The sequence below is a fragment of the Gilliamella sp. App4-10 genome (assembly GCF_001690495.1).
In the GTDB taxonomy this organism is placed as follows: Bacteria; Pseudomonadota; Gammaproteobacteria; order Enterobacterales; family Orbaceae; genus Gilliamella; species Gilliamella apicola_G.
In genome coordinates this window covers 300,054-323,323 of record NZ_LZGS01000035.1, presented here as the reverse complement: position 1 = coordinate 323,323, position 23,270 = coordinate 300,054, and the positions used below count along the sequence as shown (strand labels likewise).

17 protein-coding genes and 1 CRISPR repeat array are annotated in these 23,270 nt (G+C 37.7%); of the genes, 16 read left to right on the top strand and 1 reads right to left on the bottom strand.

Going from position 1 to position 23,270, the window contains the following annotated elements:
• The first annotated feature begins 3 nt into the window (after positions 1–3).
• The 16 genes from A9G23_RS06510 to A9G23_RS06435 all read left to right on the top strand — a co-directional run bounded on the left by A9G23_RS06510 (position 4) and on the right by A9G23_RS06435 (position 21,668).
• Positions 4–987, top strand: a complete 984-nt coding sequence (locus A9G23_RS06510) for a MucB/RseB C-terminal domain-containing protein (RefSeq protein WP_065586824.1) — start codon at positions 4–6, stop codon at positions 985–987.
• Positions 988–1,142: 155 nt separating this feature from the next.
• Positions 1,143–2,939, top strand: coding sequence for a translation elongation factor 4 (gene lepA / locus A9G23_RS06505; RefSeq protein ID WP_065586823.1), 1,797 nt, complete (start codon positions 1,143–1,145; stop codon positions 2,937–2,939).
• 48 nt (positions 2,940–2,987) lie between these two features.
• Positions 2,988–3,989, top strand: a complete 1,002-nt coding sequence (gene lepB, locus A9G23_RS06500; protein ID WP_065586822.1) for a signal peptidase I — start codon at positions 2,988–2,990, stop codon at positions 3,987–3,989.
• 11 nt (positions 3,990–4,000) lie between these two features.
• A complete protein-coding gene (gene rnc, locus A9G23_RS06495) occupies positions 4,001–4,675 on the top strand; it encodes a ribonuclease III (protein WP_065586821.1) in 675 nt (224 codons plus the stop codon).
• Positions 4,672–5,577, top strand: a complete 906-nt coding sequence (gene era, locus A9G23_RS06490) for a GTPase Era (RefSeq protein ID WP_065586820.1) — start codon at positions 4,672–4,674, stop codon at positions 5,575–5,577. Before rnc ends, era begins: the two co-directional genes overlap by 4 nt.
• Before the next feature lie 452 nt (positions 5,578–6,029).
• Entirely contained in the window at positions 6,030–7,502 is a 1,473-nt protein-coding gene (locus A9G23_RS06485; protein WP_065586819.1) for a hypothetical protein, read from the top strand.
• A gap of 252 nt (positions 7,503–7,754) precedes the next feature.
• Positions 7,755–9,347 carry a bifunctional phosphoribosylaminoimidazolecarboxamide formyltransferase/IMP cyclohydrolase gene (gene purH / locus A9G23_RS06480; protein ID WP_065586818.1) on the top strand — a complete coding sequence of 531 codons (1,593 nt, stop codon included), beginning with the start codon at positions 7,755–7,757 and terminating at the stop codon, positions 9,345–9,347.
• 109 nt (positions 9,348–9,456) lie between these two features.
• On the top strand, positions 9,457–10,746 hold the full coding sequence (purD, locus tag A9G23_RS06475; RefSeq protein WP_065586817.1) for a phosphoribosylamine--glycine ligase: 1,290 nt from the start codon (positions 9,457–9,459) through the stop codon (positions 10,744–10,746).
• A 248-nt stretch (positions 10,747–10,994) separates the two neighbouring features.
• A CRISPR array of direct repeats spans positions 10,995–11,443; the repeat unit is 29 nt; unit sequence ACTTTAACGCCGTATAGGCGGTTTAGAAA.
• Between the two features lie 670 nt (positions 11,444–12,113).
• Positions 12,114–14,531 (top strand): ribonuclease R, encoded by a 2,418-nt coding sequence (gene rnr, locus A9G23_RS06470; protein ID WP_065586816.1) that lies wholly within the window; start codon positions 12,114–12,116, stop codon positions 14,529–14,531.
• Between the two features lie 7 nt (positions 14,532–14,538).
• Entirely contained in the window at positions 14,539–15,300 is a 762-nt protein-coding gene (rlmB, locus tag A9G23_RS06465; protein WP_065586815.1) for a 23S rRNA (guanosine(2251)-2'-O)-methyltransferase RlmB, read from the top strand.
• Between the two features lie 723 nt (positions 15,301–16,023).
• Positions 16,024–18,114 (top strand): BglG family transcription antiterminator, encoded by a 2,091-nt coding sequence (locus A9G23_RS06460; protein ID WP_065586814.1) that lies wholly within the window; start codon positions 16,024–16,026, stop codon positions 18,112–18,114.
• A gap of 26 nt (positions 18,115–18,140) precedes the next feature.
• A complete protein-coding gene (locus A9G23_RS06455; RefSeq protein ID WP_065586813.1) occupies positions 18,141–18,443 on the top strand; it encodes a PTS sugar transporter subunit IIB in 303 nt (100 codons plus the stop codon).
• A 21-nt stretch (positions 18,444–18,464) separates the two neighbouring features.
• Positions 18,465–19,754, top strand: coding sequence for a PTS sugar transporter subunit IIC (locus A9G23_RS06450; protein WP_065586812.1), 1,290 nt, complete (start codon positions 18,465–18,467; stop codon positions 19,752–19,754).
• Positions 19,755–19,768: 14 nt separating this feature from the next.
• Positions 19,769–20,176, top strand: coding sequence for a hypothetical protein (locus A9G23_RS06445; RefSeq protein ID WP_065586811.1), 408 nt, complete (start codon positions 19,769–19,771; stop codon positions 20,174–20,176).
• 11 nt (positions 20,177–20,187) lie between these two features.
• The gene (locus A9G23_RS06440; RefSeq protein ID WP_065586810.1) at positions 20,188–21,045 is read left to right on the top strand and encodes a class II fructose-bisphosphate aldolase; all 858 of its coding nucleotides are present in this window, start codon (positions 20,188–20,190) and stop codon (positions 21,043–21,045) included.
• An 11-nt stretch (positions 21,046–21,056) separates the two neighbouring features.
• The gene (locus A9G23_RS06435; RefSeq protein ID WP_065586809.1) at positions 21,057–21,668 is read left to right on the top strand and encodes an AAA family ATPase; all 612 of its coding nucleotides are present in this window, start codon (positions 21,057–21,059) and stop codon (positions 21,666–21,668) included.
• 61 nt (positions 21,669–21,729) lie between these two features.
• Here the strand turns inward: A9G23_RS06435 and A9G23_RS06430 are convergent, their stop codons facing one another.
• Positions 21,730–23,190, bottom strand: coding sequence for a catalase (locus A9G23_RS06430; RefSeq protein ID WP_065586808.1), 1,461 nt, complete (start codon positions 23,188–23,190; stop codon positions 21,730–21,732).
• Between the last annotated feature and the right edge of the window lie 80 nt (positions 23,191–23,270).

Below are 23,270 nucleotides of genomic sequence, written 5' to 3'. Positions count from 1 at the left end.
GTAATGAAATTACCAAATTATTTCGTTGAACATATTATAAAACAGAGTAAAAATATTATATTCACTCTGTTTTTTGCGTTTTTTTCAGTATCGATTTATGCCAACGATACTGAGGAAGCTTTAGCGCTATTAAACAAAATGAATAGTGCTGTACAAACGCAAGATTACCGTATTTACTTCTTATCTCAAGATAAAAATCAGTATGTAACCACATTCGAATATAGCCATTTAGGCGCTATTGCAAAAGAAGATATTAATGCATATTTGCGTTATCTTGAAGGTCCCGATAAAGAGATTATCTTGCATAAGGGCATAACCAGTTACTTTCAGCCTGATAGCGCATCTTTTTCTATCACTAGTTCGCGCATTATCGAGGCTTTTCCTGACGTTATTTATAATAATTTTAACGACCTCAAAGATGTTTACGACTTTATTGCATTAGGCAAAGCAAGGACAGCTAATCGAAGTGCGCAGTTGGTCAAAATCATCGCCAAAGAACAGGATCGTTATAGCTACGTAATTTGGATTGATGATGATACTTCTTTACCGATTAGGATCGATTTATTAGATCAAAATAGCATCATTATTAACCAGATAAAAGTGATCCAACTTGATAAAAATTTTGATAAAAAAGAGCTAGCAAACTACATTAACAGCCGAACTTATCCAATTTTATTATCGATCGAAAAACAAAATAATGCGTTCGACCAATGGCGACTGGCTTGGTTACCTAAAGGATTTAAAGAAATAGCCACCTATAATTTAAATTTTTACAGTTCTGATATTGCGACTAAACTGTTTTCAGATGGTGTATTTTCGTTTACGGTTAATATCTCCGCTGAACAAGCTAAGCAATCCAACCAAATTATTCAACAAGGTGGAAGGACTATATATTCAACTAACGTGGGGCACAAAAATATTATTGTTATTGGTAATTTACCGCTAACGACCGTTGAGCGTATTGCGCAAAATATTATCCAGAAATAAGTGCAAACTTCTCGATAACGCTATGCTTAGCAGTGATAAATGTGTAAAATGTTCCTCTTTCTGACTATGTAATTATTAGCAATATTGGTAATAACCAAAAAACGCTTTAGATAGTTAACTGTTAATAACCAAGATACTAATTATAATTTATTAATATGAATAAAAATATCCGCAATTTTTCAATTATTGCCCATATTGACCATGGTAAATCAACGCTTTCAGACCGCATAATTCAAATTTGTGGTGGACTTTCAGATCGCGAAATGGAAGCCCAAGTGCTCGACTCAATGGATCTTGAACGTGAGCGAGGCATTACAATTAAAGCACAAAGTGTAACACTTGATTATCATGCTAAAAATGGCGAAATCTATCAGCTCAATTTCATCGACACGCCAGGTCATGTTGACTTCTCATATGAAGTCTCGCGTTCGCTCGCTGCTTGTGAAGGGGCTTTATTAGTTGTGGATGCAGGGCAAGGCGTTGAAGCACAAACGCTAGCAAACTGCTATACTGCGTTAGATATGGATCTTGAAGTTGTCCCTGTTCTTAACAAAATTGATTTACCCGCTGCAGAACCAGAGCGCGTAGCGGCCGAAATTGAAGACATTGTTGGCATTGATGCAAGTAATGCCGTTCGCTGTTCGGCTAAAACTGGTGTAGGTGTTATTGATGTGCTTGAACAATTAGTTAGTGACATTCCTCCACCAGAAGGTGATTCGAATGCACCATTACAAGCACTTATTATCGATTCGTGGTTTGATAATTACTTAGGGGTGGTTTCATTAATCCGCATTAAAAATGGCGAATTAAACAAAGGGGATAAGATCAAAGTCATGAGTACAGGCATGACTTATAATGTTGATCGTCTTGGAATTTTTACGCCGAAACAAGTCGACAAACAGTGCTTGCATTGTGGCGAAGTGGGCTGGGTTGTTTGTGCTATCAAAGATATATTAGGTGCGCCAGTCGGCGATACCTTAACCTTAGCAAAAGCACCTGCACAAACCCCCTTACCGGGATTTAAAAAGGTTAAACCGCAAGTTTATGCGGGACTATTTCCAACCAGTTCTGACGATTACGAAGCTTTTCGTGATGCCCTTGGTAAATTAAGCCTAAATGATGCCTCACTGTTTTATGAGCCCGAAAATTCAGGCGCTTTAGGATTTGGATTTCGTTGTGGTTTTCTTGGTTTATTGCATATGGAAATTATCCAAGAACGTTTAGAGCGTGAATACAATCTCGATCTGATTACTACCGCACCAACGGTTGTTTATGAAGTGTTAACCACGTCAAATGACATTATCTACGTGGATAGCCCAGCAAAATTACCTGCTGTAAATAATATACAGGAATTACGTGAACCGATTGCAGAATGTAACATACTTGTTCCACAAACTTATTTAGGTAACGTCATCACTTTATGTGTTGAAAAACGCGGCGTGCAAACCAACATGGTTTATCATGGTAATCAAGTTGCTTTAACGTATGAAATTCCAATGACGGAAGTTGTATTAGACTTTTTTGATAAACTAAAATCGACTTCGCGTGGGTATGCCTCATTAGATTATAGTTTTAAACGATTCCAAGCTGCTGACATGGTAAGATTGGATGTATTAATTAACGGTGAGCGAGTGGATGCATTAGCTTTAATCACCCATAAAGATAACGCTCCATATCGAGGGCGGGAATTAGTCGAAAAAATGAAAGATCTTATTCCTCGTCAACTATTTGATATCGCCATTCAAGCGGCTATCGGCAATCATGTCATAGCACGCTCAACCGTAAAACAACTACGTAAAAACGTATTAGCCAAATGTTATGGTGGTGATGTAAGTCGTAAAAAGAAACTTTTACAGAAGCAGAAAGAAGGTAAAAAACGTATGAAACAAGTTGGTAATGTTGAATTACCGCAAGAAGCGTTTTTAGCGATTTTGCATGTAGGAAAAGATTAATTAATTAAAAACAAATCGATAAGAAGATTTATTTAAAGAGGAAGAAAAATGGCTGGGACGTTTGCCATCATATTAACACTAGCAACATTTATTACGGGTATTTTTTGGTTTTTAGAAAAATTTAAATGGAAACCAGCAAGGCAGCGTAAAGTTGAAGAAGTTCGAATCCAAAGCAATGGCGAAGTAGATGGAAAAATACTTGCCGAAGTTGGTAAACCCAAAGGCTGGGTCGAAAGCTTAGCATCGTTTTTTCCTGTTTTGTTTGTGGTGTTTGTTATTCGTTCATTTATTTATGAACCGTTTCAAATTCCATCAGGGTCAATGATGCAGACTTTATTAGTCGGCGACTTTATTGCGGTTGAAAAATTCTCTTATGGCGTACGTGATCCTATTACCAACTCCGTCATCATCCCGACAGGACAACCCAAACGTGGTGATGTGGCTGTATTTAAACACCCAAATATTCCCCAAATGGATTTGATTAAACGCGTTGTTGGTTTGCCCGGCGACAAAATCGTCTATCTGGTTAAAGAAAAGCAAATTTTAATCTATCCAGCATGCCAAATAACGGATTCCAATTGTGTAGGGCAACAATCACAGCCACTCGATTTACATTACAGCGAACGCAAACCAAGTAACTGGAAAGAAGTGCACGAACAGTTCAAATCAAACCCTAATTTTTATACGCTAGATCAATATGTTGATAAAGGTATTGTCAATTCTGAATCTATCGTGACATTGAATATGAACATTCAACAAGAAACTTTAGGTGGCATGCCACACAATATTTTAACAACGCAAGGTACGCAAGAAGATCCAAACTATTATTATCACCAAAAAGATCAACCTGTTGCCACTTGGGTCGTGCCACAAGATCATTACTTTATGATGGGCGACAACCGAGATAACAGTGGCGATAGCCGATACTTTGGTTTTGTGCCCAAAGCCAACTTTGTTGGTAAAGCAACAGCAATTTGGATCAGCTTTGAAAAACAACCAAACGAATGGCCAACGGGAATCCGCTTTAGTCGTATTGGTCGCATACATTAAAAACCAAAACTATGAAAAAATTTACTCAAATACAACAATCAATCGGTTATCAGTTTCAAGATATATCTCTACTTGAATTAGCACTTACTCATCGAAGTGCTAATAAACTACATAACGAGCGTTTAGAGTTTTTAGGGGATTCTATTTTAAGTTTTGTCATTGCCGATGAACTCTATCACCGTTTTGTCAAACAAGACGAAGGCGACCTAAGCCAAATGCGAGCAACGTTAGTTTGCGGGCAAACACTTGCCGAAATGGGCAAAGATTTCAAATTAGGTGATCACCTAATTTTAGGACAAGGCGAATTAAAAAGTGGTGGATTTCGTCGTGAGTCGATTATTTCTGATGCCGTTGAGGCCATTATTGGTGCCATTTACTTAGATAGCAACATTGAGACAATTCGCCAGCTAATCTTATCGTGGTATCAAAGCCGTTTAAACCAAATCCAACCAGGTATTAAACAAAAAGATGCAAAAACAAGATTGCAAGAATATTTACAAGGAACTCATCGCCCCCGCCCATGCTATTTGATACTAGAAGTCATCGGCGATAACCACGAGCAAGAATTCTTAATTCAATGCAAAATCGATAACGATAGTCGCCAATATTTAGGTCGTGGCTTAAGTCGCCGAAAAGCAGAACAAACTGCCGCACAAGAAGCACTCAACCAATTAGGTATAAAATGATAGAAACAACACAACATTGTGGATTTGTCGCCATTATTGGGCGACCAAATGTAGGTAAATCAACACTATTAAACCAGTTACTTGGTCAAAAAGTTTCGATTACATCACGCAAAGCGCAAACGACCCGCCATCGCATTGTCGGTATCGACACACAGAATAATGACCAAATTATCTATATTGATACACCTGGACTCCATATTGAAGAAAAAAGAGCCATTAATCGCTTAATGAATCGTGCAGCAAGCAGTTCAATTGGTGATGTGGAGCTAGTGATTTTTGTAGTTGAAGGGACACATTGGAATGACGATGATGAAATGGTCGCTAACAAACTAAAAGACTGCAAAAGTCCAGTTTTGCTAGTCATTAATAAGATTGATAACGTTACCGACAAAACACAACTATTACCGCATATTCAAACAATCAGCCAAAAAATTAACTTTCTTGATGTTGTGCCAATTAGCGCTGAAAAAGGTGAAGGTGTTGATATTATCAAAAATATCGTCAAAAAACACTTACCCAAAGGCGAACACCATTTCCCAGAAGATTACATTACCGATCGGTCGCAACGCTTTATGGCATCGGAAATCATCCGTGAAAAACTGATGCGTTTTTTAGGTGATGAATTACCTTATTCGGTAACTGTTGAAATTGAACAATTCAAAGTTGACGAACGTAATGGAATGTATCGAATTAATGGATTAATTTTAGTTGAACGCGATGGACAAAAGAAAATGGTCATCGGCAATAAAGGTGAAAAGATCAAAAAAATAGGGATTGAAGCTCGTAAAGACATGCAGTCATTTTTTGATAATAAAGTCCATCTAGAGCTTTGGGTAAAAGTCAAAGCAGGTTGGGCGGATGATGAACGAGCATTACGAAGTTTAGGCTATAGTGATGATTAAAGATCTTACTCGATCTTTTTTGATTAATCAGGCATATTTATGCCTGATTTTTTTTAATTTCACTTTAAAAACGTTTAGCGCTTTACAAAATAAAAATAAATAAAATCAATGCGATATTTGCATGTTTTTTCTATAAAAAACACACTAATTTTTTACAACATCTGAAGGCTATTATTTATTGCTATTTATTTGAGGCTAGAATACGCCAACAATTTCAACTCAATTAAAAATATTTTATATTCAAACACTAGCTTTCTGAAAATTTTCAGGCTTTTCACAAAACCTAATTGAAAAACAATTAACAAATATTTACAAATATTTAACTAAAAAAGTAGTCAATTTCTTTCTAAGCGGTTATAATTTAAACTAATTAAAATAAATGTAGCTTATTCTAAAAGCTAACAACCCAAAAAGATAAATAACACAAAAGATCACTTGACGGATGGGAAGTTATGTTGTATGGCCTGAACATAAGGAACTGGCAACCTTATGTATTAAACTTTTTAAAGTATCGCTCTAGCCGAGTATTTTCTGCAACTTTATTTTTATCATCTAAATTATTTTTAGTATTGGCTTCGTTATTGTTATCATATTCATTAGATTCACAAGCTTTATCAGCCACTACCATCAATACCATCCAAGGTACCGCACCATATTTAACGTTTAATGATGGTATAACAAAAGCTTATGAAACTGATGGATTATTAGGTATCACCTTATCGGATGGTACAACTATTACTCAAAAAAACAATAATTCATCACCCGCAACCCCAATAGTATTACCTAATGTAAATGAGAGTTTTGCTGATATTAGTATGTTTATACCCACATCAAAGAGTTCAATCGATTTAAGTGCACTTATTGGTGATTCTTATAACTACTGGAGAGATGATGATGGCGATGGACAGGGCACAAATGGCGTAAGTGCAACAGGTAGTTTAGAGGTTAACATCACCGATAAATATGATCACGCAGTGGAGCGTAGTGAAGTTTTGAATGTTTGTAATTCACCTTATAAAGTGGTATTAAGAAGCTCAGGTAGTAGTTTAAGTACGCTGTATGGTTCACCTAAAATTAGTCTTTTCGAAGACAGGACAGAAACTTATTATATCAATCCAAAAGCATCTTTTGCAATTTGTTACTTAAAAACTGATAATATACAAAATGAAACAGTGGATTCCATCGGTCCTGCTGACATATGGAAATCTGGTCAAGGTTTTATTACTCAATCTACCACACCCGCATCTTATAACCGTAATTTTCCGACCACAGGTGCTGATGGTTTATATTTTTATTTAGATATAATAGGAAGTGAAAGTGGTCCACTAGTTTGGGCTCCGGTCACGCAAGGGGGGATAACTGCCACCATGACACCGAATAAAAGCGGTACTAATGTTCGGGTTACACTAACAGGTCCAGAAGCAAGAGGTCAATGGGACAGCGACAAACCTAATCCAATGCCAAAACCTACCTTACCACAGTTATTCGAATTAGAGGGTAAAGATAGTAGTGGGCAAACGGTGTTAAAATATGGATTTGTTTTGCAAAAGTGGTTTGTCAGTCGCGGAAGTAAAATTGATTCAGCTCCCGCCACAGCAACGTGGTGTACAAGCCTAGGATATCGTCTTCCACAAGTAAAAGATCTTACCAATGCAGGTTGTTTTAGTGGAAACATTGCACTCTGTGAAGGTTCAGTTGGTGCCACGCCGCCATCAAATAATAATAATTACCAGCGCCGGATCGGCGCAGGTTTTCTCAGCGAATGGGGTAGTTTGTTAAGTTACACCGATTTTCGAGCCACTTCATATCTCTGGACAAATGATGAGAAGGATAGCACTCATCATTTCATGGTCTCAACGACAGATGGTATGATTAGCAACAATAGCAAAGATTGGAACTACAATGGGATATGCGTCTATCCTTAGCGTTTATTTCTTGATCTTTGAATGGCAGATTGGATTATGTGTAATTAAAGTCAAGTCGACCAAAGAAAAGTTGCTCCAGCTTTAGGAGGAGCAACCATAATTGTTAAGCGTTAATTCTATGATAAAAGTCAAACATTATCATTCACTGTTTCGATATTTTTTAACAAGTTAATACTCAACATCTATCTTTAATTTATATATAATGTTGGCTCAATAACTAAGATTGTAGATATCAACTTCGGAGCCTCCCTCATGCAGCAGTTTCGTCCCATCCGCCGTGCTTTACTTAGTGTGTCCGATAAAACCGGTATTTTAGAGTTTGCCAAAGCCTTATCAGAACGAAATGTGGAACTTCTTTCAACAGGGGGAACGGCAAAATTGTTAATGGAAAACCAGATACCTGTAACAGAAGTTTCTGACTATACCGGATTTCCTGAAATGATGGATGGACGAGTTAAAACGTTACATCCCAAAATTCATGGGGCGATTCTAGGGCGACGAGGGATTGATGATGACGTGATGCAACAACATCAAATTACGCCAATCGATATGGTGGTTGTCAATCTTTACCCATTTGTACAAACGGTTTCTAACACCAATTGCACGTTAGAAGAAGCCGTTGAAAACATCGATATTGGTGGCCCGACGATGGTACGATCGGCCGCTAAAAATCATAAATATGTCGCCATTGTGGTTGATTGTGGTGATTATGCCAATATCATTAACATGATGGATGATAACCAAAATTCCCTTTCTTTTGAATACCGCTTTAACCTTGCAATTAAAGCCTTTGAACACACAGCTAAATATGACGGCATGATTGCCAACTATTTTGGGCAATTAGTCCCCCCGTATATGGGTGAAACCAATGAACCATCGGGTGAGTTTCCTAGGACGTTAAATCTACAATTCATTAAAAAACAGAATATGCGTTACGGCGAAAATGCCCATCAGCAAGCAGCTTTTTATGTTGAGCAAGATGTCAAAGAAGCCTCGATTGCCACAGCAAAGCAACTGCAAGGTAAAGCACTTTCTTATAATAATATTGCTGATACCGACGCTGCACTTGAATGCGTAAAATCATTTGACGAGCCCGCTTGTGTGATTGTAAAACATGCAAACCCTTGTGGTGTTGCCGTTAGCGATAACATTCTAAACGCTTATGAAAAAGCCTTTAAAACAGACCCAACTTCAGCTTTTGGTGGCATTATTGCGTTTAATAGAGCGTTAGATGCTAAAACCGCCCAAACGATTGTTGATAAACAATTTGTTGAAGTGATTATTGCACCTTCAGTCAGCCAAGAAGCACTCACCATCATACAAGCTAAAAAAAATGTGCGCGTGCTTGAATGTGGCGAGTGGTCAACATCAGCGTCGGCAAGTTTAGATTTTAAACGTGTCAATGGTGGTTTGTTAGTGCAAGATCGTGATGTAGGCATGATATCGCCAGATGTATTAATGGTAGTCACCAAACGTAAGCCAACAGACCAAGAGCTTTCCGATGCGCTATTTTGTTGGAAAGTGGCTAAATTTGTTAAATCGAATGCCATTGTTTATGCAAAAGATAACATGACAATTGGTATTGGAGCAGGTCAAATGAGCCGAGTTTATTCCGCAAAAATCGCGAGCATTAAAGCGCAAGACGAAAATCTAGACGTTGCAGGTTCTGTTGTTGCATCAGATGCGTTTTTCCCATTTAGAGATGGAATTGACGCTGCTGCCGCTGCAGGGGTGACTTGTGTTATTCAGCCAGGTGGATCGATTCGCGATGACGAAGTGATCCAAGCGGCGAATGAGCACAATATTGCGATGATTTTTACTCATATGCGCCACTTTAGACATTAATGATTTATAAAATGAGTCAGTCATTAATTTATTAAAATAGATTACTTGGTTTTGTCAAACTTAAAAATTGACACTCCTTTTTTAGGTTGAAGTATTTAAAGGATCTTTTATGAAAGTTTTAATCATAGGTAATGGTGGGCGTGAACATGCACTTGCTTGGAAAGTCACACAATCGCCATTAGTATCAAAAGTCTTTGTTGCGCCAGGTAATGCAGGTACTGCACTTGAATCAGGCTTAGAAAATATTAATATTAAAGCAACCGATGTGGGGGGATTACTCAATTTTGCCCAACAAGAACAAATCGATTTAACTATAGTGGGACCCGAAGCTCCGTTAGTAATTGGCATTGTTGATAGCTTCCAAAAAGCGGGATTAAAAATCTTTGGACCAACTAAAGCCGCTGCACAACTTGAAGGGTCAAAAGCCTTTACTAAAGACTTCTTAGCTCGCCACAAAATCCCCACCGCAGAATATCAAAACTTTACCGAAGTCGCTCCAGCCATTGCCTATATTCGTGAAAAGGGTGCACCGATTGTGATTAAGGCTGATGGGCTAGCGGCAGGTAAAGGGGTGATTGTTGCCATGACAGTGAAAGAAGCTGAAGATGCTGTCCGTGATATGCTAGCCGGTAATGCCTTTGGTGATGCCGGTCACCGAGTAGTGATTGAAGAGTTTCTCGATGGTGAAGAAGCCAGCTTTATTGTCATGGTGGATGGCAAAAATGTCGAACCCATGGCAACAAGCCAAGACCATAAACGAGTTGGTGATGGTGATACAGGATTAAATACTGGTGGTATGGGGGCATATTCGCCAGCACCAGTGGTGAGTGATGCTGTTTTTAAACGAATAATGGATGAAATCATCTACCCAACGGTTGATGGCATGGCGCAAGAAGGCAATGTTTATGTTGGCTTTTTATATGCAGGTGTAATGATTGATAAAGAAGGTAATCCAAAAGTTATTGAGTTTAATTGCCGATTTGGCGATCCCGAAACACAGCCAATAATGATGCGAATGCAATCAGATTTAGTCAGACTCTGCTTGGCTGCAGTTGATGGTAAATTAGATACCGTACAATCAAAATGGGATCCAAGACCTGCATTAGGCGTGGTGCTAGCTGCAGGTGGCTACCCAGGCGAATATAATACCCAAGATGCGATTTTTGGACTACCGGCAGAATCAACCGATGATTGCAAAATTTTCCATGCCGGTACTAGTTTAGAAAATGGCAACTTATACACCAACGGTGGACGAGTGTTGTGTGTGACCACATTAGGAAATACGGTACTCGATGCACAACAGCGTGCTTATCAGCAAATAAAAAGTATTTATTGGCATGGCTGTTTTTATCGCCATGATATTGGCTATCGTGCGATTGAGCGGGAACAAAACAAATAGTGGTGATTGGTTGTTTTTTTGAAAAAAACAACCAACTACTAACTAACAATTAGTCAGAAAACGTATTGATTTTATTTAATTTATTTTTTTAGAATTTTTTTGAATTAAAACTTCTGCTAACCCTTTTTCTAACAACAATTTAAAATTCAATAAAATCAGTATATTAAAAAACAGCTCAAAAAAAGGGTTTTCAAAGATGAAATTGTCGTTTATCTTTATAAAGCAGGGCTTATCGAATCTTAAGTTCTACTTTAACGCCGTATAGGCGGTTTAGAAATTTTTCTAAAATGCGGTTATAAATTGCAGTTACTTTAACGCCGTATAGGCGGTTTAGAAACATTGCCGTTGCGCCACACACCGCAACAGGCACTTTAACGCCGTATAGGCGGTTTAGAAAGTCGCATTCAATGCTGTGTCGCAATAAATCCACTTTAACGCCGTATAGGCGGTTTAGAAAATTTAAGCCGTATTTTAACTGTCCAACATAGACTTTAACGCCGTATAGGCGGTTTAGAAATGCGTAAAATCCGGCTGCAGATCCTGATATCTCTTTAACGCCGTATAGGCGGTTTAGAAAATTGCTTCACCAAATGTACTAATTGTCACTTTCTTTAACGCCGTATAGGCGGTTTAGAAAATTCTAGAAGGTAAAATGGTTATACGTCAAATCTTTAACGCCGTATAGGCAGTTTAGAAATAGCTCCCTCTAAGCTGATGAAAGAATAACGCCTTTAACGCCGTATACGCGGTAATTAAAATAAAATCATCAAGATAATTATAAAAACAAAATAACCTCCAAAAATAATTGACTATGTTGTTTGTCTTATTCCTGTGTCAGAATATGACGCTAATATAGTCAGTTAGCACGCTAAATAGGGATGTTTGGCAAGGCTATGCTATGCTTTGCCGAGAGCCAAATTTGTTTGGAACAAATTCGAGCATCTAAGCAAATCAAAGATGGCCTCGATGAGGGCGAGTATCAGGATGATACGAGTAATTGCGCTGGGCAGCAGAAGGTCTCATTCTGCTGCCCAGCGCGGGGGGGTTTTTAGGGGAATTCGCAAAAAACTAACTCGGACGTGGTCATTATAGCTATTTGGAGCACCTAAACGACAAACGTCCGAAACCACTGCACCCAATTTACTCCATTCACAAAAATAAAAAGGCTTTATTTTTCGGCAACAAACGTTCCCATTATTTGGAATTTTGATTCTTATCGTTTTTTAAGTCTAGTATCGAATACTGACAAAATCCTACATTAAAATAGGTTAACAACATTTTGACGCTTGTTTATAAATTGAATCTTCATTTTAAGTTATAGCACTCTATGTTATGCTAGCGCTAATATTAGTCACAGGATATCCCTTATGATAAAAGATCCATTTTTTGATCGCGAAGCTGAGAAGTATGATTCCCCTATTGCTAGCCGTGAGCTTATTTTAGATTACCTTAAACAAGAAGCAAAACCGGCAAGTTTAGAAAAAATTGCCCAAGCTGTTGCTATTAAAGATGAAGAACAAAAAGTGGCGTTGCATCGTCGCTTGCGGGCTATGGAGCGTGACGGGCAAGTTGTGTTTACGCGCCGTAAATGTTATGCCTTACCTGAAAAATTCGACATGGTTAAAGGCAGTGTAATTGCGCATCGTGATGGATTTGGTTTCTTACGCGTTGAAGGGCGTCTTGAAGACTATTTTTTATCGCCAGAGCAAATGAAAAAAGTTTTACAAGGTGATGTGATCTTAGCGCAGCCAATGGGCACTAAATATCGTGGAAAAATGGAAGCTCGGGTTGTACGAATTTTAGAACCACGCAATAATCAAATTGTTGGGCGATATTTTGTTGAGCAAGGCATTGGTTTTGTTGTGCCTGATGACAGCCGTTTAAACTTTGATATTTTAATTGCTGGCAAACCTGATCGCACGGTTCGTATGGGAACGGTAGTCGTGGTTGAATTACAGCAACGCCCGGAACGTCGTCAAAAAGCCGTCGGTATTATAAAAGAAGTGCTTGGTGAGATCATGGGAACCAATTTGGCGATTGATATTGCACTACGAAACCACGAAATTCCTTATGAATTACCACAAGCTGTTGAAAAAGAAGTGAGCAAATTTACCGAACAAGTGCCAGAAAGTGCTAAAAAAGGGCGAAAAGATCTGCGTCAATTGCCTTTAGTCACTATTGATGGTGAAGATGCACGGGACTTTGATGATGCGGTTTATTGCCAAAAAAATCGTGGTGGGGGCTATCGTTTATGGGTGGCGATTGCCGATGTGAGTTATTATGTTAGACCTGATAAAGCCTTAGATAAAGAAGCCTGCTTGCGTGGTACATCGGTTTACTTTCCATCACGAGTTGTACCAATGCTTCCCGAAGTATTATCTAATGGACTTTGTTCGTTAAATCCACAAGTTGATCGTTTATGTTTAGTTTGCGAAATGACCGTGTCTAACAAAGGGCGATTAACAGGCTATGAGTTTTACGAAGCGGTGATGAATTCACATGCCAGATTAACCTATACTAAAGTAGCTAAAATTTTAGAGGGTGATAAAGCGCTACGTCAACATTACCAAGAGTTAGTGCCACATCTTGAGAATCTATATGGATTATATAAAGTGCTTGATAATGCACGAATTGCACGCGGTGCGATAGGGTTTGAATCAGATGAGCCAAAATTTATTTTTAATGCTGATAAGCGTATCGAAAGTATTGAGCTTGCGCAACGTAATGTCGCACATAAAATTATTGAAGAGTGTATGATTTTAGCCAATGTTTCGGCAGCAAAATTAGTGATTGATGCGCAAGTGCCATCATTATTCCGCGTGCATGACCGGCCAGATGAAGATCGAATGAGCAATCTGCGCAGAGTATTAAGTGAGCTTGGCTTATCGCTGGGTGGTGGCGCCAGTCCAAAACCGAAAGATATCGCCGAATTAATGACGGTGGTTGAAACGCGTCCTGATCATGATATGTTGCAAACGGTAATTTTACGCTCCATGAAGCAAGCCATTTATGATCCTGAAAATCGAGGGCATTTTGGTTTAGCGCTTGAGGAATATGCGCACTTTACCTCGCCAATTCGTCGTTACCCAGATTTGTTATTACATCGAGCGATTAAATGGATCTTAGCTGACCAACAGCATAAAACCAGTAAGACTGGCGGACATTGCTATACCACTAGCGAAATGCTCTACTTTGGTGAACATTGTTCAATGACCGAACGGCGTGCTGACGAAGCTGTGCGTGATGTGGTTGATTGGCTCAAATGTGATTATATGCAAGATCATGTCGGTGAAGTATTTAACGGTACGATTTCAAGCGTGGTTAATTTTGGTTTCTTTGTTCGATTAGACGATTTTTTCATTGATGGTTTAGTGCATGTTTCCTCGTTAGAAAACGACTATTATATTTATGATGCCTCGCACAATCGTTTAATTGGTGAAAATACACGTTTTACTTATCGTTTAGGCGATAAAGTGCAAGTAAAAGTCGATAATGTTAATCCAGAAGAACGTAAAATTGATTTTTCGCTGGTTGGCAGTAATAATAAGCCAAAACGTCAAGGTAAAACAGCAAAAGAAAAGTCTAAACAAGCCCAAACCGATCCGCATGCTGATTTGCCGCTTAAGCGAAAAGGTAAAAAAACAACTAGCGAAAGTCGTGCTAAACAAAGTATTAAAAAAAAGGCAAAATCAAGTGCTAAACTAAACACGAAAGTTGAAGTGAAAGCTAAAAGTAAAAAACGTAGCAAATCGAAACCAAAATCAAGTAATAAAACAAAAGAGTAGCAAATAAATGAGTGAAACAGTTTATGGCCTGCACGCCATTGAAGCATTATTAACACGTTCGCCAGAAAGAATTATTGAAGTATTTATTATTAAAGGGCGTGAAGATAAACGCCTTATCGCCGTTGTGCGTCAATTAGAGCAGCTTGGCTTGCCAGTGAAAATCGCTAATCGCCAATGGTTAGATGAAAAATCTAAAAATGGGGTACATCAAGGTATTTTAGCCATGGTTAAACCAAGTCGAGGTTATCAAGAAAATGATATTCCTTTACTTATGGAAGGGCAAACAAACCCCGTTATCTTAATTTTAGATGGTGTGACCGATCCGCATAATTTAGGCGCTTGCATAAGAACCGCTGATGCCGCGGGTGTGGATTTTATTATAGTGCCAAAAGATCGCTCAGCCCCCCTTAACTCGACAGCGCAAAAAGTAGCGTGTGGAGCGGCTGAAAGTATACCGGTGGTTAGAGTGACCAATTTGGCACGCACGATGCGAATGTTACAAGATGAATATCAAGTTTGGATTGTGGGGACTGCTGGCGAGGCAGATAGAACGCTTTATCAAACTGATTTTTATAAAACATCAACAGCGACTTCACTTGCTTTGGTGATGGGTGCGGAAGGTGAAGGGATGCGCCGTTTAACAAAAGAACATTGTGATGAATTAGTCAGCATTCCCATGGCTGGCATTGTGTCATCACTTAATGTGTCGGTAGCAACGGGTGTTTGTTTATTTGAAATTGTTCGGCAAAAATCAGCCATCAAAATCTAACTGAATGGTCATAACGGTATTGATTATCTCAATACCGTTATGACCTAATTCTATGAGTAATTGTGCTACGTAGACCATAGAATTGACTAAAATAATAATACCATTTCTATTTTTAGCTTGCTCAATCACTCTTTTCTAACATTTAATGACCTTATTTGTATTATTTCCTTATTTGTTAGAATTACTCGCATTATTTACAATAATTTTAGAAGCTACAGTAATTTTAGAAAGTACGGTAATGAATATACATAAAAAACAAAACTAATGCTTTATCACCGACAAGAGATATAGCGAACGCTTATATCATAAAGAAGAAGACTGTCACTGATTTGGCTAAACCTTTTATGGACATCCCTCAGACTATTTATAATGTACTAAAGAAAACTCGATTGAAATCGTTCGTTTTCTTAACCAGTAACATTAAATGTTATAAAACCATCAGTTATAACATTAAACTGAAAAATCCGTTGAATATAAAACACGAAAATAGGCTGGATATTTACCCAACTATTCACTTTTAGGTTATATTTTTTGTAAAAATATTCAGGAGTCTATACCGTTTGGTGATTAATTGAGACATCTCAGTATCTATTTGATAAAACAGTGTGATAACCATCGCATTAATCAATAATTTTTGCCATTTTTATTGGCAAAAATACCAACTAGGTAAGTAAATCTATCTCACTTATACTTAATCTATGAAGTAAATAAGTGAATAAGTTTATGCGAACAAGAACCATTGAGTTATTTAAAAAATTTATTTCCATCGACTATCCGGTCACTTCCCAGATGTTATCAGACGAATTTCAGATTAGTGTGCGAACCATTCGCAATGAAATTCAAGAAATTAATGCGTTTTTAATGCAAAGACAGTTTCCTTTAGTTTCAACCGTACGTAATAAAGGTTTTATAATAAACGCGACGCATGATCAAAAACAGTTAATTTATAATGCATTATTGGGCATGCCAACGTCATCGATTCTAAGTAAAGATGAACGTCAGTTTGATTTGTTACTGTCTATTGCTTTTTCTGCCTCTCCAACCATTCTCAGTCATAAAAAAAGTGTTTTTTTTGTATCGAAAAGTGTCTTAGATGAAGATATCCGTAAACTTAAACAACGACTTAAAAAATATGATATTGAATTAATCAGCCTGCCAAAACAAGGTATGCAGTTTTTCGGGTTAGAGCGTTCTATTCGTTTAATGATGTACGAAGCCATTAATCAGTTTGTGGGTAATCTTGAATTAGATAAACCATTATATGAGATGAGTTTTATACAGAGGTTGTTATTTAATTATATTCCCCAAGAATTAATAGATAGTCTATTACGGCTAGCTCATCAAACTATTAGCCAAATTCATGATGAAATTTATGTTCAACAAATTGTGATTTTTACCACTATTTGGGTGGTTCGTAATCAACAGCAACATCATCTTACGATGATAAGGCCGAATTTTAATAATAATGATTTGGGTGAAATAGCAAAATTTATTCATTTGGTTTGTCAGCATGTTGCTTTGCAAGTTAATCGGCAAGAACAGCAATACATTATTTATATGTTAGAAGCTTTCAATACCAAGGATATTAATAACTATGTAGAGTGGTTAAATGCGCAGTTATTAGCGATTAAGTTAGTTAATTATGTCGAAGAAAAAACACAAATTCCATTTTCAACCAAACAAGAGCAGTTGTACGAAAATTTATGTAAACACTTAGCAGGACTTATTGCACGAGTAAGTAATAATATTCATATTATTAATCCTTTACTCGATAACATCAAACAAAACTACGGTGCAATTTATTCAGTTATTGCTATGTTTATGCAAGAACTTGAAAATACCTTAAGTCATAAAGTATCAGATGACGAAATTGCTTTTTTAACTATCCATTTTTCTACCTTTGCAAGCGCTATTAATCAAGAAAGAAGTTACTATTTTAAAGCAGTAGTATTTTGTGACCATGGTATAGCAACTTCTAATTTATTAGCTGAAACACTCAAAGAGTTTTTTAGTATTGATGTGCTAGCCATTTTGGGGCGTCATGATCAGGATCTATTAGCTCAACTCGATTTTGACTTAATTTTTTCCACGTTTCCATTACCGCACTTAGCTCATCCAGTATTGGTGTTAGAACCGATTTTAAAAGAGAAAAATCATCCTATTATCACTGATTTTTTAGCTAAGCACAGTGCTAATCAACGCGTTTTAAATCATTTGGTCGATGCGACCGATCTTTTCTATTCATTGGTTGATTTGATTCAACAAAGTGGCGGCATCGTGTCAGCACCTATCTATAACCAACTCGAACAGTGTTTAGCGATTAATAATCTTAAAATCAATAAAAGGAAAATCCAGCCTATGTTGAAAGATATTCTTACCGATAATGACATTATATTGCAGCAAGATAGTTCAAATTGGCGACAAGCGATCAAAATTGCTGCTGAGCCATTATTAAAAAAACAATTTATTTTACCATCTTATATTGATGCCATGATTACGTCGGTCGAGCAATATGGTCCGTATATCGTCATAGGCAAAAATTTAGCGTTGGCACACGCTCGCCCTGAAGATGGAGTAAACCAGTTAGGGGTGAGTGTTGTTACTTTGCGTCATCCCGTGGATTTTGGTAATTCAGAAATGGGATCTGTGAAAATCATATTTTGTTTAGCAGCTATCGATTCGTTTTCTCATCTCAATATTATGCGTAGTTTGATTGAATTGATTAATGATGAACAAAAACTTGAAAGATTAACAATGTGTCATTCGGTACAACAATTTAAGAACATTTTATTTAATGAACCTAATTCGGATTGAACCATTAAATTGTAGGAGGATTGAAAATGAGTAATTTAACTATTTTATTTGTTTGTGGTGCGGGATTAGGCAGTAGTTTTGCCGCACAAATGGCGACTGAGGATGTGTTAAAGGCCAAGGGAATTGATGCCAAGTTGGATCATACGGATATTTCATCTGCTGCTTCTATGAATGCCGATATTATTATCACGGCTGAAAATTTTCGCCCTCAGTTTGCTAAATTCAATATTAGCGAACAGACCTCAATTGTTTATCTCAAAAATATCGTCTCGAAAGCTGAAATTGATGAAAAGTTAAGTCCAGTGTTGCAAAAAAAGGGACTGCTTTAAATTGCAAAATAGGAGAATACTATGAACGTGGTTAACTTTATTATTGATAATATTTTAACGCAAGCTTCGATAACGATTAGTCTAATTGCTATGTTTGGCTTGATGTTGCAACGTAAATCAGTAGGTCAAATTATTTCAGGAAGCCTTAAAACATTATTGGGCTTTCAAGTGCTCAATGCGGGGGCTAGTATCATTGTTGGCAGTTTGACCTATTTCGGGCACATTTTTACCGCTGGATTTGATATGCAAGGGATTATCCCGTCTATTGAAGCGATTAATGGCCAAGCCATGAATCAGTTAGGCTTAGGTCGTGATATTGCGCTGACTTTTTTAATGATTTTTATCTTTAATATTCTCATTGCCCGTTTTACCCGCTGGAAATATATCTTTTTAACTGGTCAGGCTATTCTCTGGATGGCAACCATGACCACGGTATTTGGTAGTTTTGCTGGACTTTCAGGAATCGCGTTAATTGTAGTCGGCGGTCTTGTTGGTGCACTTTTTGCGGTATTTATGCCAGCTATTGCGCAGCCGATCATTCGTAAAGTAACTGGGGCTAATGACATAGCACTAGGTCACTTTTGTACAATTGGTTACTTGTTTGAAGCTGGTGTTGCTTATGTTGTGGGGGAGCGAGGCGTAAATAAACGTTCAATTGAGGAGATGAAATTACCTAAATCATTTGAATTTTTGCAAGATACTTATTTGTCAGTCATGGTGGTAATGATACCACTTTATATTATTACCGCTCTTTTTGCTGGTGAAGAATATGCTTCAACATTGTCTGGTGGTCAAAATTATGTGATGTATGCCTTTACGCAAGCGATTATTTTTGTAGTAGGCATCTATGTGTTATTAGCTGGTGTTAGGTTATTGCTCGGCGAAATTGTACCCGCATTTAGAGGCATTGCGATGAAAGTGGTTCCTAATGCCATACCGGCGCTTGATTGTCCTGTGTTTTTTCCTTATAGCCCAAATGCGGTAATTTTAGGGTTTATTACCACATCAATTGGTACGGTGATTGCGATGTTAACTTTGCCAGTTTTTGGATTAGCCATGATTTTACCTGGCATGTTAACCAACTTTTTTGCAGGCGGTACAGCTGGCATATTTGGTAATGCAGTAGGTGGTCGTCGTGGGGCTCTCATTGGTGGCATTGCCCATGGTTTCTTTATTACTTTGTTACCGGCATTACTGGTGACTATCTTTAATCAAATGGGCTTTATTAATGCAACGGCAACCGATGTCGATACGGTTACGGCGGCGTTACTCTATGCATGGATTTTAAGCCCGTTATTAAAGAACTTTTAGTTTAGGAGTTTGATATGTTTAACTTTTTCAAAAAAAGTCAATCTAAAATAGAATCAGAAAATATACCAGAAATAAAAGTCAGTCAGTCATCATCGCAAATAGACCAAATTGAACAATCAATTAGTCAATTGTTACAACAAATTAATCACACAGATGATGCAGTAACTTTAGCCACATTATGTGAAAAAACAGGACTACTTTATTGCCAATTAGATCATGTTGATTTTGCGATTGAGTATTTAGAAAAGAGTTTACAACATAAAAAATCAATTGGAGAGGGTTATAAAGCATTAATGAATTTGTACAACCATAAACGTGCCGATGCAGCACAACATGGTTCAATGGACGATATTGATTTTTGGATGAATAAGATGGACTCCATGCGCAACATTGCCAAACAAGTTACGGTTCAACGAGATTAAAGGAAATGATTATGTATACCACACTAAAAGATGTCACTTTATTAGCTCAAAAACTCAATTTTACCGTCGGTGCATTTAACACGCATAACTTAGAAATGTTACCTGATATGCTACGAGCAGCGAAAGAAGTCGGGGCGCCAATTATTATACAAACTAGCATTGATACCGCACGCTATATAGGTTTTAAAGTATTGGTTAATGCGGTAAAAGCTATTGCCGATGAAGAAATTGTTGATGCGGTATTACATTTAGATCATGCAAAAAATTTTGATGATATCAAAGAAGCGATCGATAGTGGCTTTACCTCAGTGATGTTTGATGGTTCTTCCTTACCATTTAAAGAAAATATTTTAAAAACCCGTGCGGTGGTTGAATATGCACATGCGCGTGGCGTATCGGTTGAAGGTGAATTAGGCACTATAGGCGGAACAGAAGAGGGCATTCATGTTGATTCTAATGATCGAATTTATACCAAACCGAAAGATGCGTTAGCGTTTGTTCAAGCCACGGGGATTGATGCATTAGCTGTTGCCATTGGTACTAATCATGGACAATTCAAATCAAAAACAGAGGTGAATATTCCACTATTAAAAGAGATTCATGCTATGGTTGATATTCCTTTGGTTATTCATGGCGGTACCGGTGTCAAAGAAGAAGATTACCCTGAACTGATTAATAATGGTATTCGTAAATTTAATGTAGGCACTGAATTATTAGTAAATTGGACCCAAGTTGTCAAAGATAAGTTTGCTGATACCGAAGTGAATAAATCGTTACGACACAATATTATTCCTGCTAATCAAGCAGTTAAAGAAATTGTGAAACATAAAATGAGTTTGTTTCTTAACGTTAATAGTCGGATTAATTAAGGTGCGTTAGTATGCAGAAATATTTAATTTTACTGGCAGGTTGTCCTTGTACGGGAAAAACCTATCTAGTTAATCAATTGCAACAGCAATTTAAAGATAGCTTTGTTATAACACCCGATGAAGCCAAAATTTTATATGCTGAGTCTGTTGGCTTTAATTGTAAAGCTGAAAAAGAAGCGTTAGAACACAAAGCTTGGCAATTTTATTACGGTGTTTTAAAACTGTATATGGATGCAGGTAAAAAGGTGATTATTTCTGAATACCCATTTAGTGATAAGCAAAAAAAGCAACTAAGTGAATTTACTGAGCAATATTACTACCAAGTGATAACCATTCGCTTAGTTGCTGATTTTGATGTGATATGGCAACGTCGTTACCAGCGTGATCGTTCACCTGAACGCCATTTGAGTCATATAATGCAACACTATCATTATGGCGATGCGTTAGAAAATCGAAATCTTGCTGATGACTTAATCAACAAGGATCAATTTTACCAAGTTTGCAAAATACGGCGGTATGATCAATTTGTTCTAGGTAAATTGCTCGAAGTTGATGTAACTGACTTTGCTAAAGTGGATTACTCAGGATTATTGAATAAGTTGAAGCAAATGGTTAAGCTATAAATATCGCTATTATAAAAATATCAATGCCGACCAATTTTAGTCGGCATTGTTATTTTGAGTATTAGCTTTTTATTAGGTCAACATCAACCCCCAGTCCTTTGGCAACTCCAGCGCCATAATCAGGATGTACTTTGTAGAAGTGTTTGAGCTGTCTAATTTGAATGTCCCGCTTCACATTCTTCATTGAGCCAACTATATTATCAATAAGCAGTTGTTTTTGATCGGGATTCATTAAATTAAATAGTGCGCGTGGCTGTGAGTAATAATCCCCATCCACACGATGATCATGCCTATCCATTGTTCCTGCTGGGACATGCATTGGCGGTTCGGCATATTGTGGTTGCTGTTTTGGTGCGCTATCGACGCTATTAGGCTCATAGTTAGGGGCATTATCAGGGGTATAAAAACGCATTGCGCCATCGCGTTGATAATTATGCACAGGGCATTTTGGCGCATTGATCGGCAATTGTTGATAATTAGTACCAATACGATAGCGGTGTGCATCGGCATAAGCAAAAATTCGGCCTTGTAGCATCTTATCTGGTGATAAGCCTGTTCCAGGCACCACATTACTTGGTTCAAAGGCAGATTGTTCAACTTCCGCAAAATAGTTTTCTGGATTACGATTAAGTTCCATCACGCCAACTTCAATTAATGGATACTGTTTTTGTGACCACACTTTAGTGACATCAAACGGATTTTCAGGATGGTTATTGGCTTGCTCTTCGGTCATAACTTGTATATAAAGCCGCCATTTTGGATAGTCTCCTCGCTCAATGGCTTTGAACAGATCTTCTTGTGCAGAATCTGGATTGGTTCCATCTATTTCCGTTGCTTTTTTAGGATGGATATTTTTGATTCCCTGTTCGGTTCGAAAATGCCATTTAACCCAAGTTCGTATACCATCTTTATTAATTAAGCTATAGGTATGGCTACCATAACCGTGCATATGACGATAACCATCAGGAATGCCACGATCCGAAAATAAAATAGTGACTTGATGAAGTGATTCTGGCGATAAAGACCAAAAATCCCACATCATTTGTGGATCTTTCAAATTAGTTTTGGGATCACGCTTTTGCGTATGAATAAAGTCAGGAAATTTGAGTGGATCACGAATAAAAAATACCGGGGTATTATTGCCTACGATATCCCAATTGCCTTGGTCGGTATAAAACTTGACTGAAAACCCACGGGGATCTCGCGCTGTATCAGATGAGCCTCGCTCTCCTCCTACTAACGAAAAGCGAGCAAAAATTGGAGTTTGTTTACCAACACTGGCAAATAGGCTAGCGTAAGAATATTGGGTGATATCATTGGTGACTGTAAAAGTACCATGTGCGCCAGAACCTTTGGCGTGGACTCGTCGTTCAGGGATATTTTCACGGTTAAAATGAGCAAGTTTTTCGATAAGCTGAAAATCATCTATCAACACAGGACCTTGAGGACCGGCAGTTCGGGAGTTTTGATTATCGGCTATTGGGGCACCGTTATTAGTGGTGAGTTCTTTTTTTTCTGACATTGCAACACTCCTTTATATGATATTAAAAAAGCCTTGAGGGATAAATACTCAATTGTTTTTTGAATATTGTGTCCCAGAGA

What these genes read in the sequence shown, in the direction of transcription:
- purH (WP_065586818.1), top strand. Translation starts at nt 7,755, where the DNA reads ATGCAGCAGTTTCGTCCCATCCGCCGTGCTTTACTTAGTGTGTCCGAT.
- rnr (WP_065586816.1), top strand. Translation starts at nt 12,114, where the DNA reads ATGATAAAAGATCCATTTTTTGATCGCGAAGCTGAGAAGTATGATTCC.
- A9G23_RS06435 (WP_065586809.1), top strand. Translation starts at nt 21,057, where the DNA reads ATGCAGAAATATTTAATTTTACTGGCAGGTTGTCCTTGTACGGGAAAA.
- lepB (WP_065586822.1), top strand. Translation starts at nt 2,988, where the DNA reads ATGGCTGGGACGTTTGCCATCATATTAACACTAGCAACATTTATTACG.
- A9G23_RS06460 (WP_065586814.1), top strand. Translation starts at nt 16,024, where the DNA reads ATGCGAACAAGAACCATTGAGTTATTTAAAAAATTTATTTCCATCGAC.
- A9G23_RS06510 (WP_065586824.1), top strand. Translation starts at nt 4, where the DNA reads ATGAAATTACCAAATTATTTCGTTGAACATATTATAAAACAGAGTAAA.
- A9G23_RS06445 (WP_065586811.1), top strand. Translation starts at nt 19,769, where the DNA reads ATGTTTAACTTTTTCAAAAAAAGTCAATCTAAAATAGAATCAGAAAAT.
- purD (WP_065586817.1), top strand. Translation starts at nt 9,457, where the DNA reads ATGAAAGTTTTAATCATAGGTAATGGTGGGCGTGAACATGCACTTGCT.
- era (WP_065586820.1), top strand. Translation starts at nt 4,672, where the DNA reads ATGATAGAAACAACACAACATTGTGGATTTGTCGCCATTATTGGGCGA.
- A9G23_RS06455 (WP_065586813.1), top strand. Translation starts at nt 18,141, where the DNA reads ATGAGTAATTTAACTATTTTATTTGTTTGTGGTGCGGGATTAGGCAGT.
- rnc (WP_065586821.1), top strand. Translation starts at nt 4,001, where the DNA reads ATGAAAAAATTTACTCAAATACAACAATCAATCGGTTATCAGTTTCAA.
- A9G23_RS06440 (WP_065586810.1), top strand. Translation starts at nt 20,188, where the DNA reads ATGTATACCACACTAAAAGATGTCACTTTATTAGCTCAAAAACTCAAT.
- A9G23_RS06450 (WP_065586812.1), top strand. Translation starts at nt 18,465, where the DNA reads ATGAACGTGGTTAACTTTATTATTGATAATATTTTAACGCAAGCTTCG.
- A9G23_RS06485 (WP_065586819.1), top strand. Translation starts at nt 6,030, where the DNA reads ATGTTGTATGGCCTGAACATAAGGAACTGGCAACCTTATGTATTAAAC.
- A9G23_RS06430 (WP_065586808.1), bottom strand. Translation starts at nt 23,190, where the DNA reads ATGTCAGAAAAAAAAGAACTCACCACTAATAACGGTGCCCCAATAGCC.
- lepA (WP_065586823.1), top strand. Translation starts at nt 1,143, where the DNA reads ATGAATAAAAATATCCGCAATTTTTCAATTATTGCCCATATTGACCAT.
- rlmB (WP_065586815.1), top strand. Translation starts at nt 14,539, where the DNA reads ATGAGTGAAACAGTTTATGGCCTGCACGCCATTGAAGCATTATTAACA.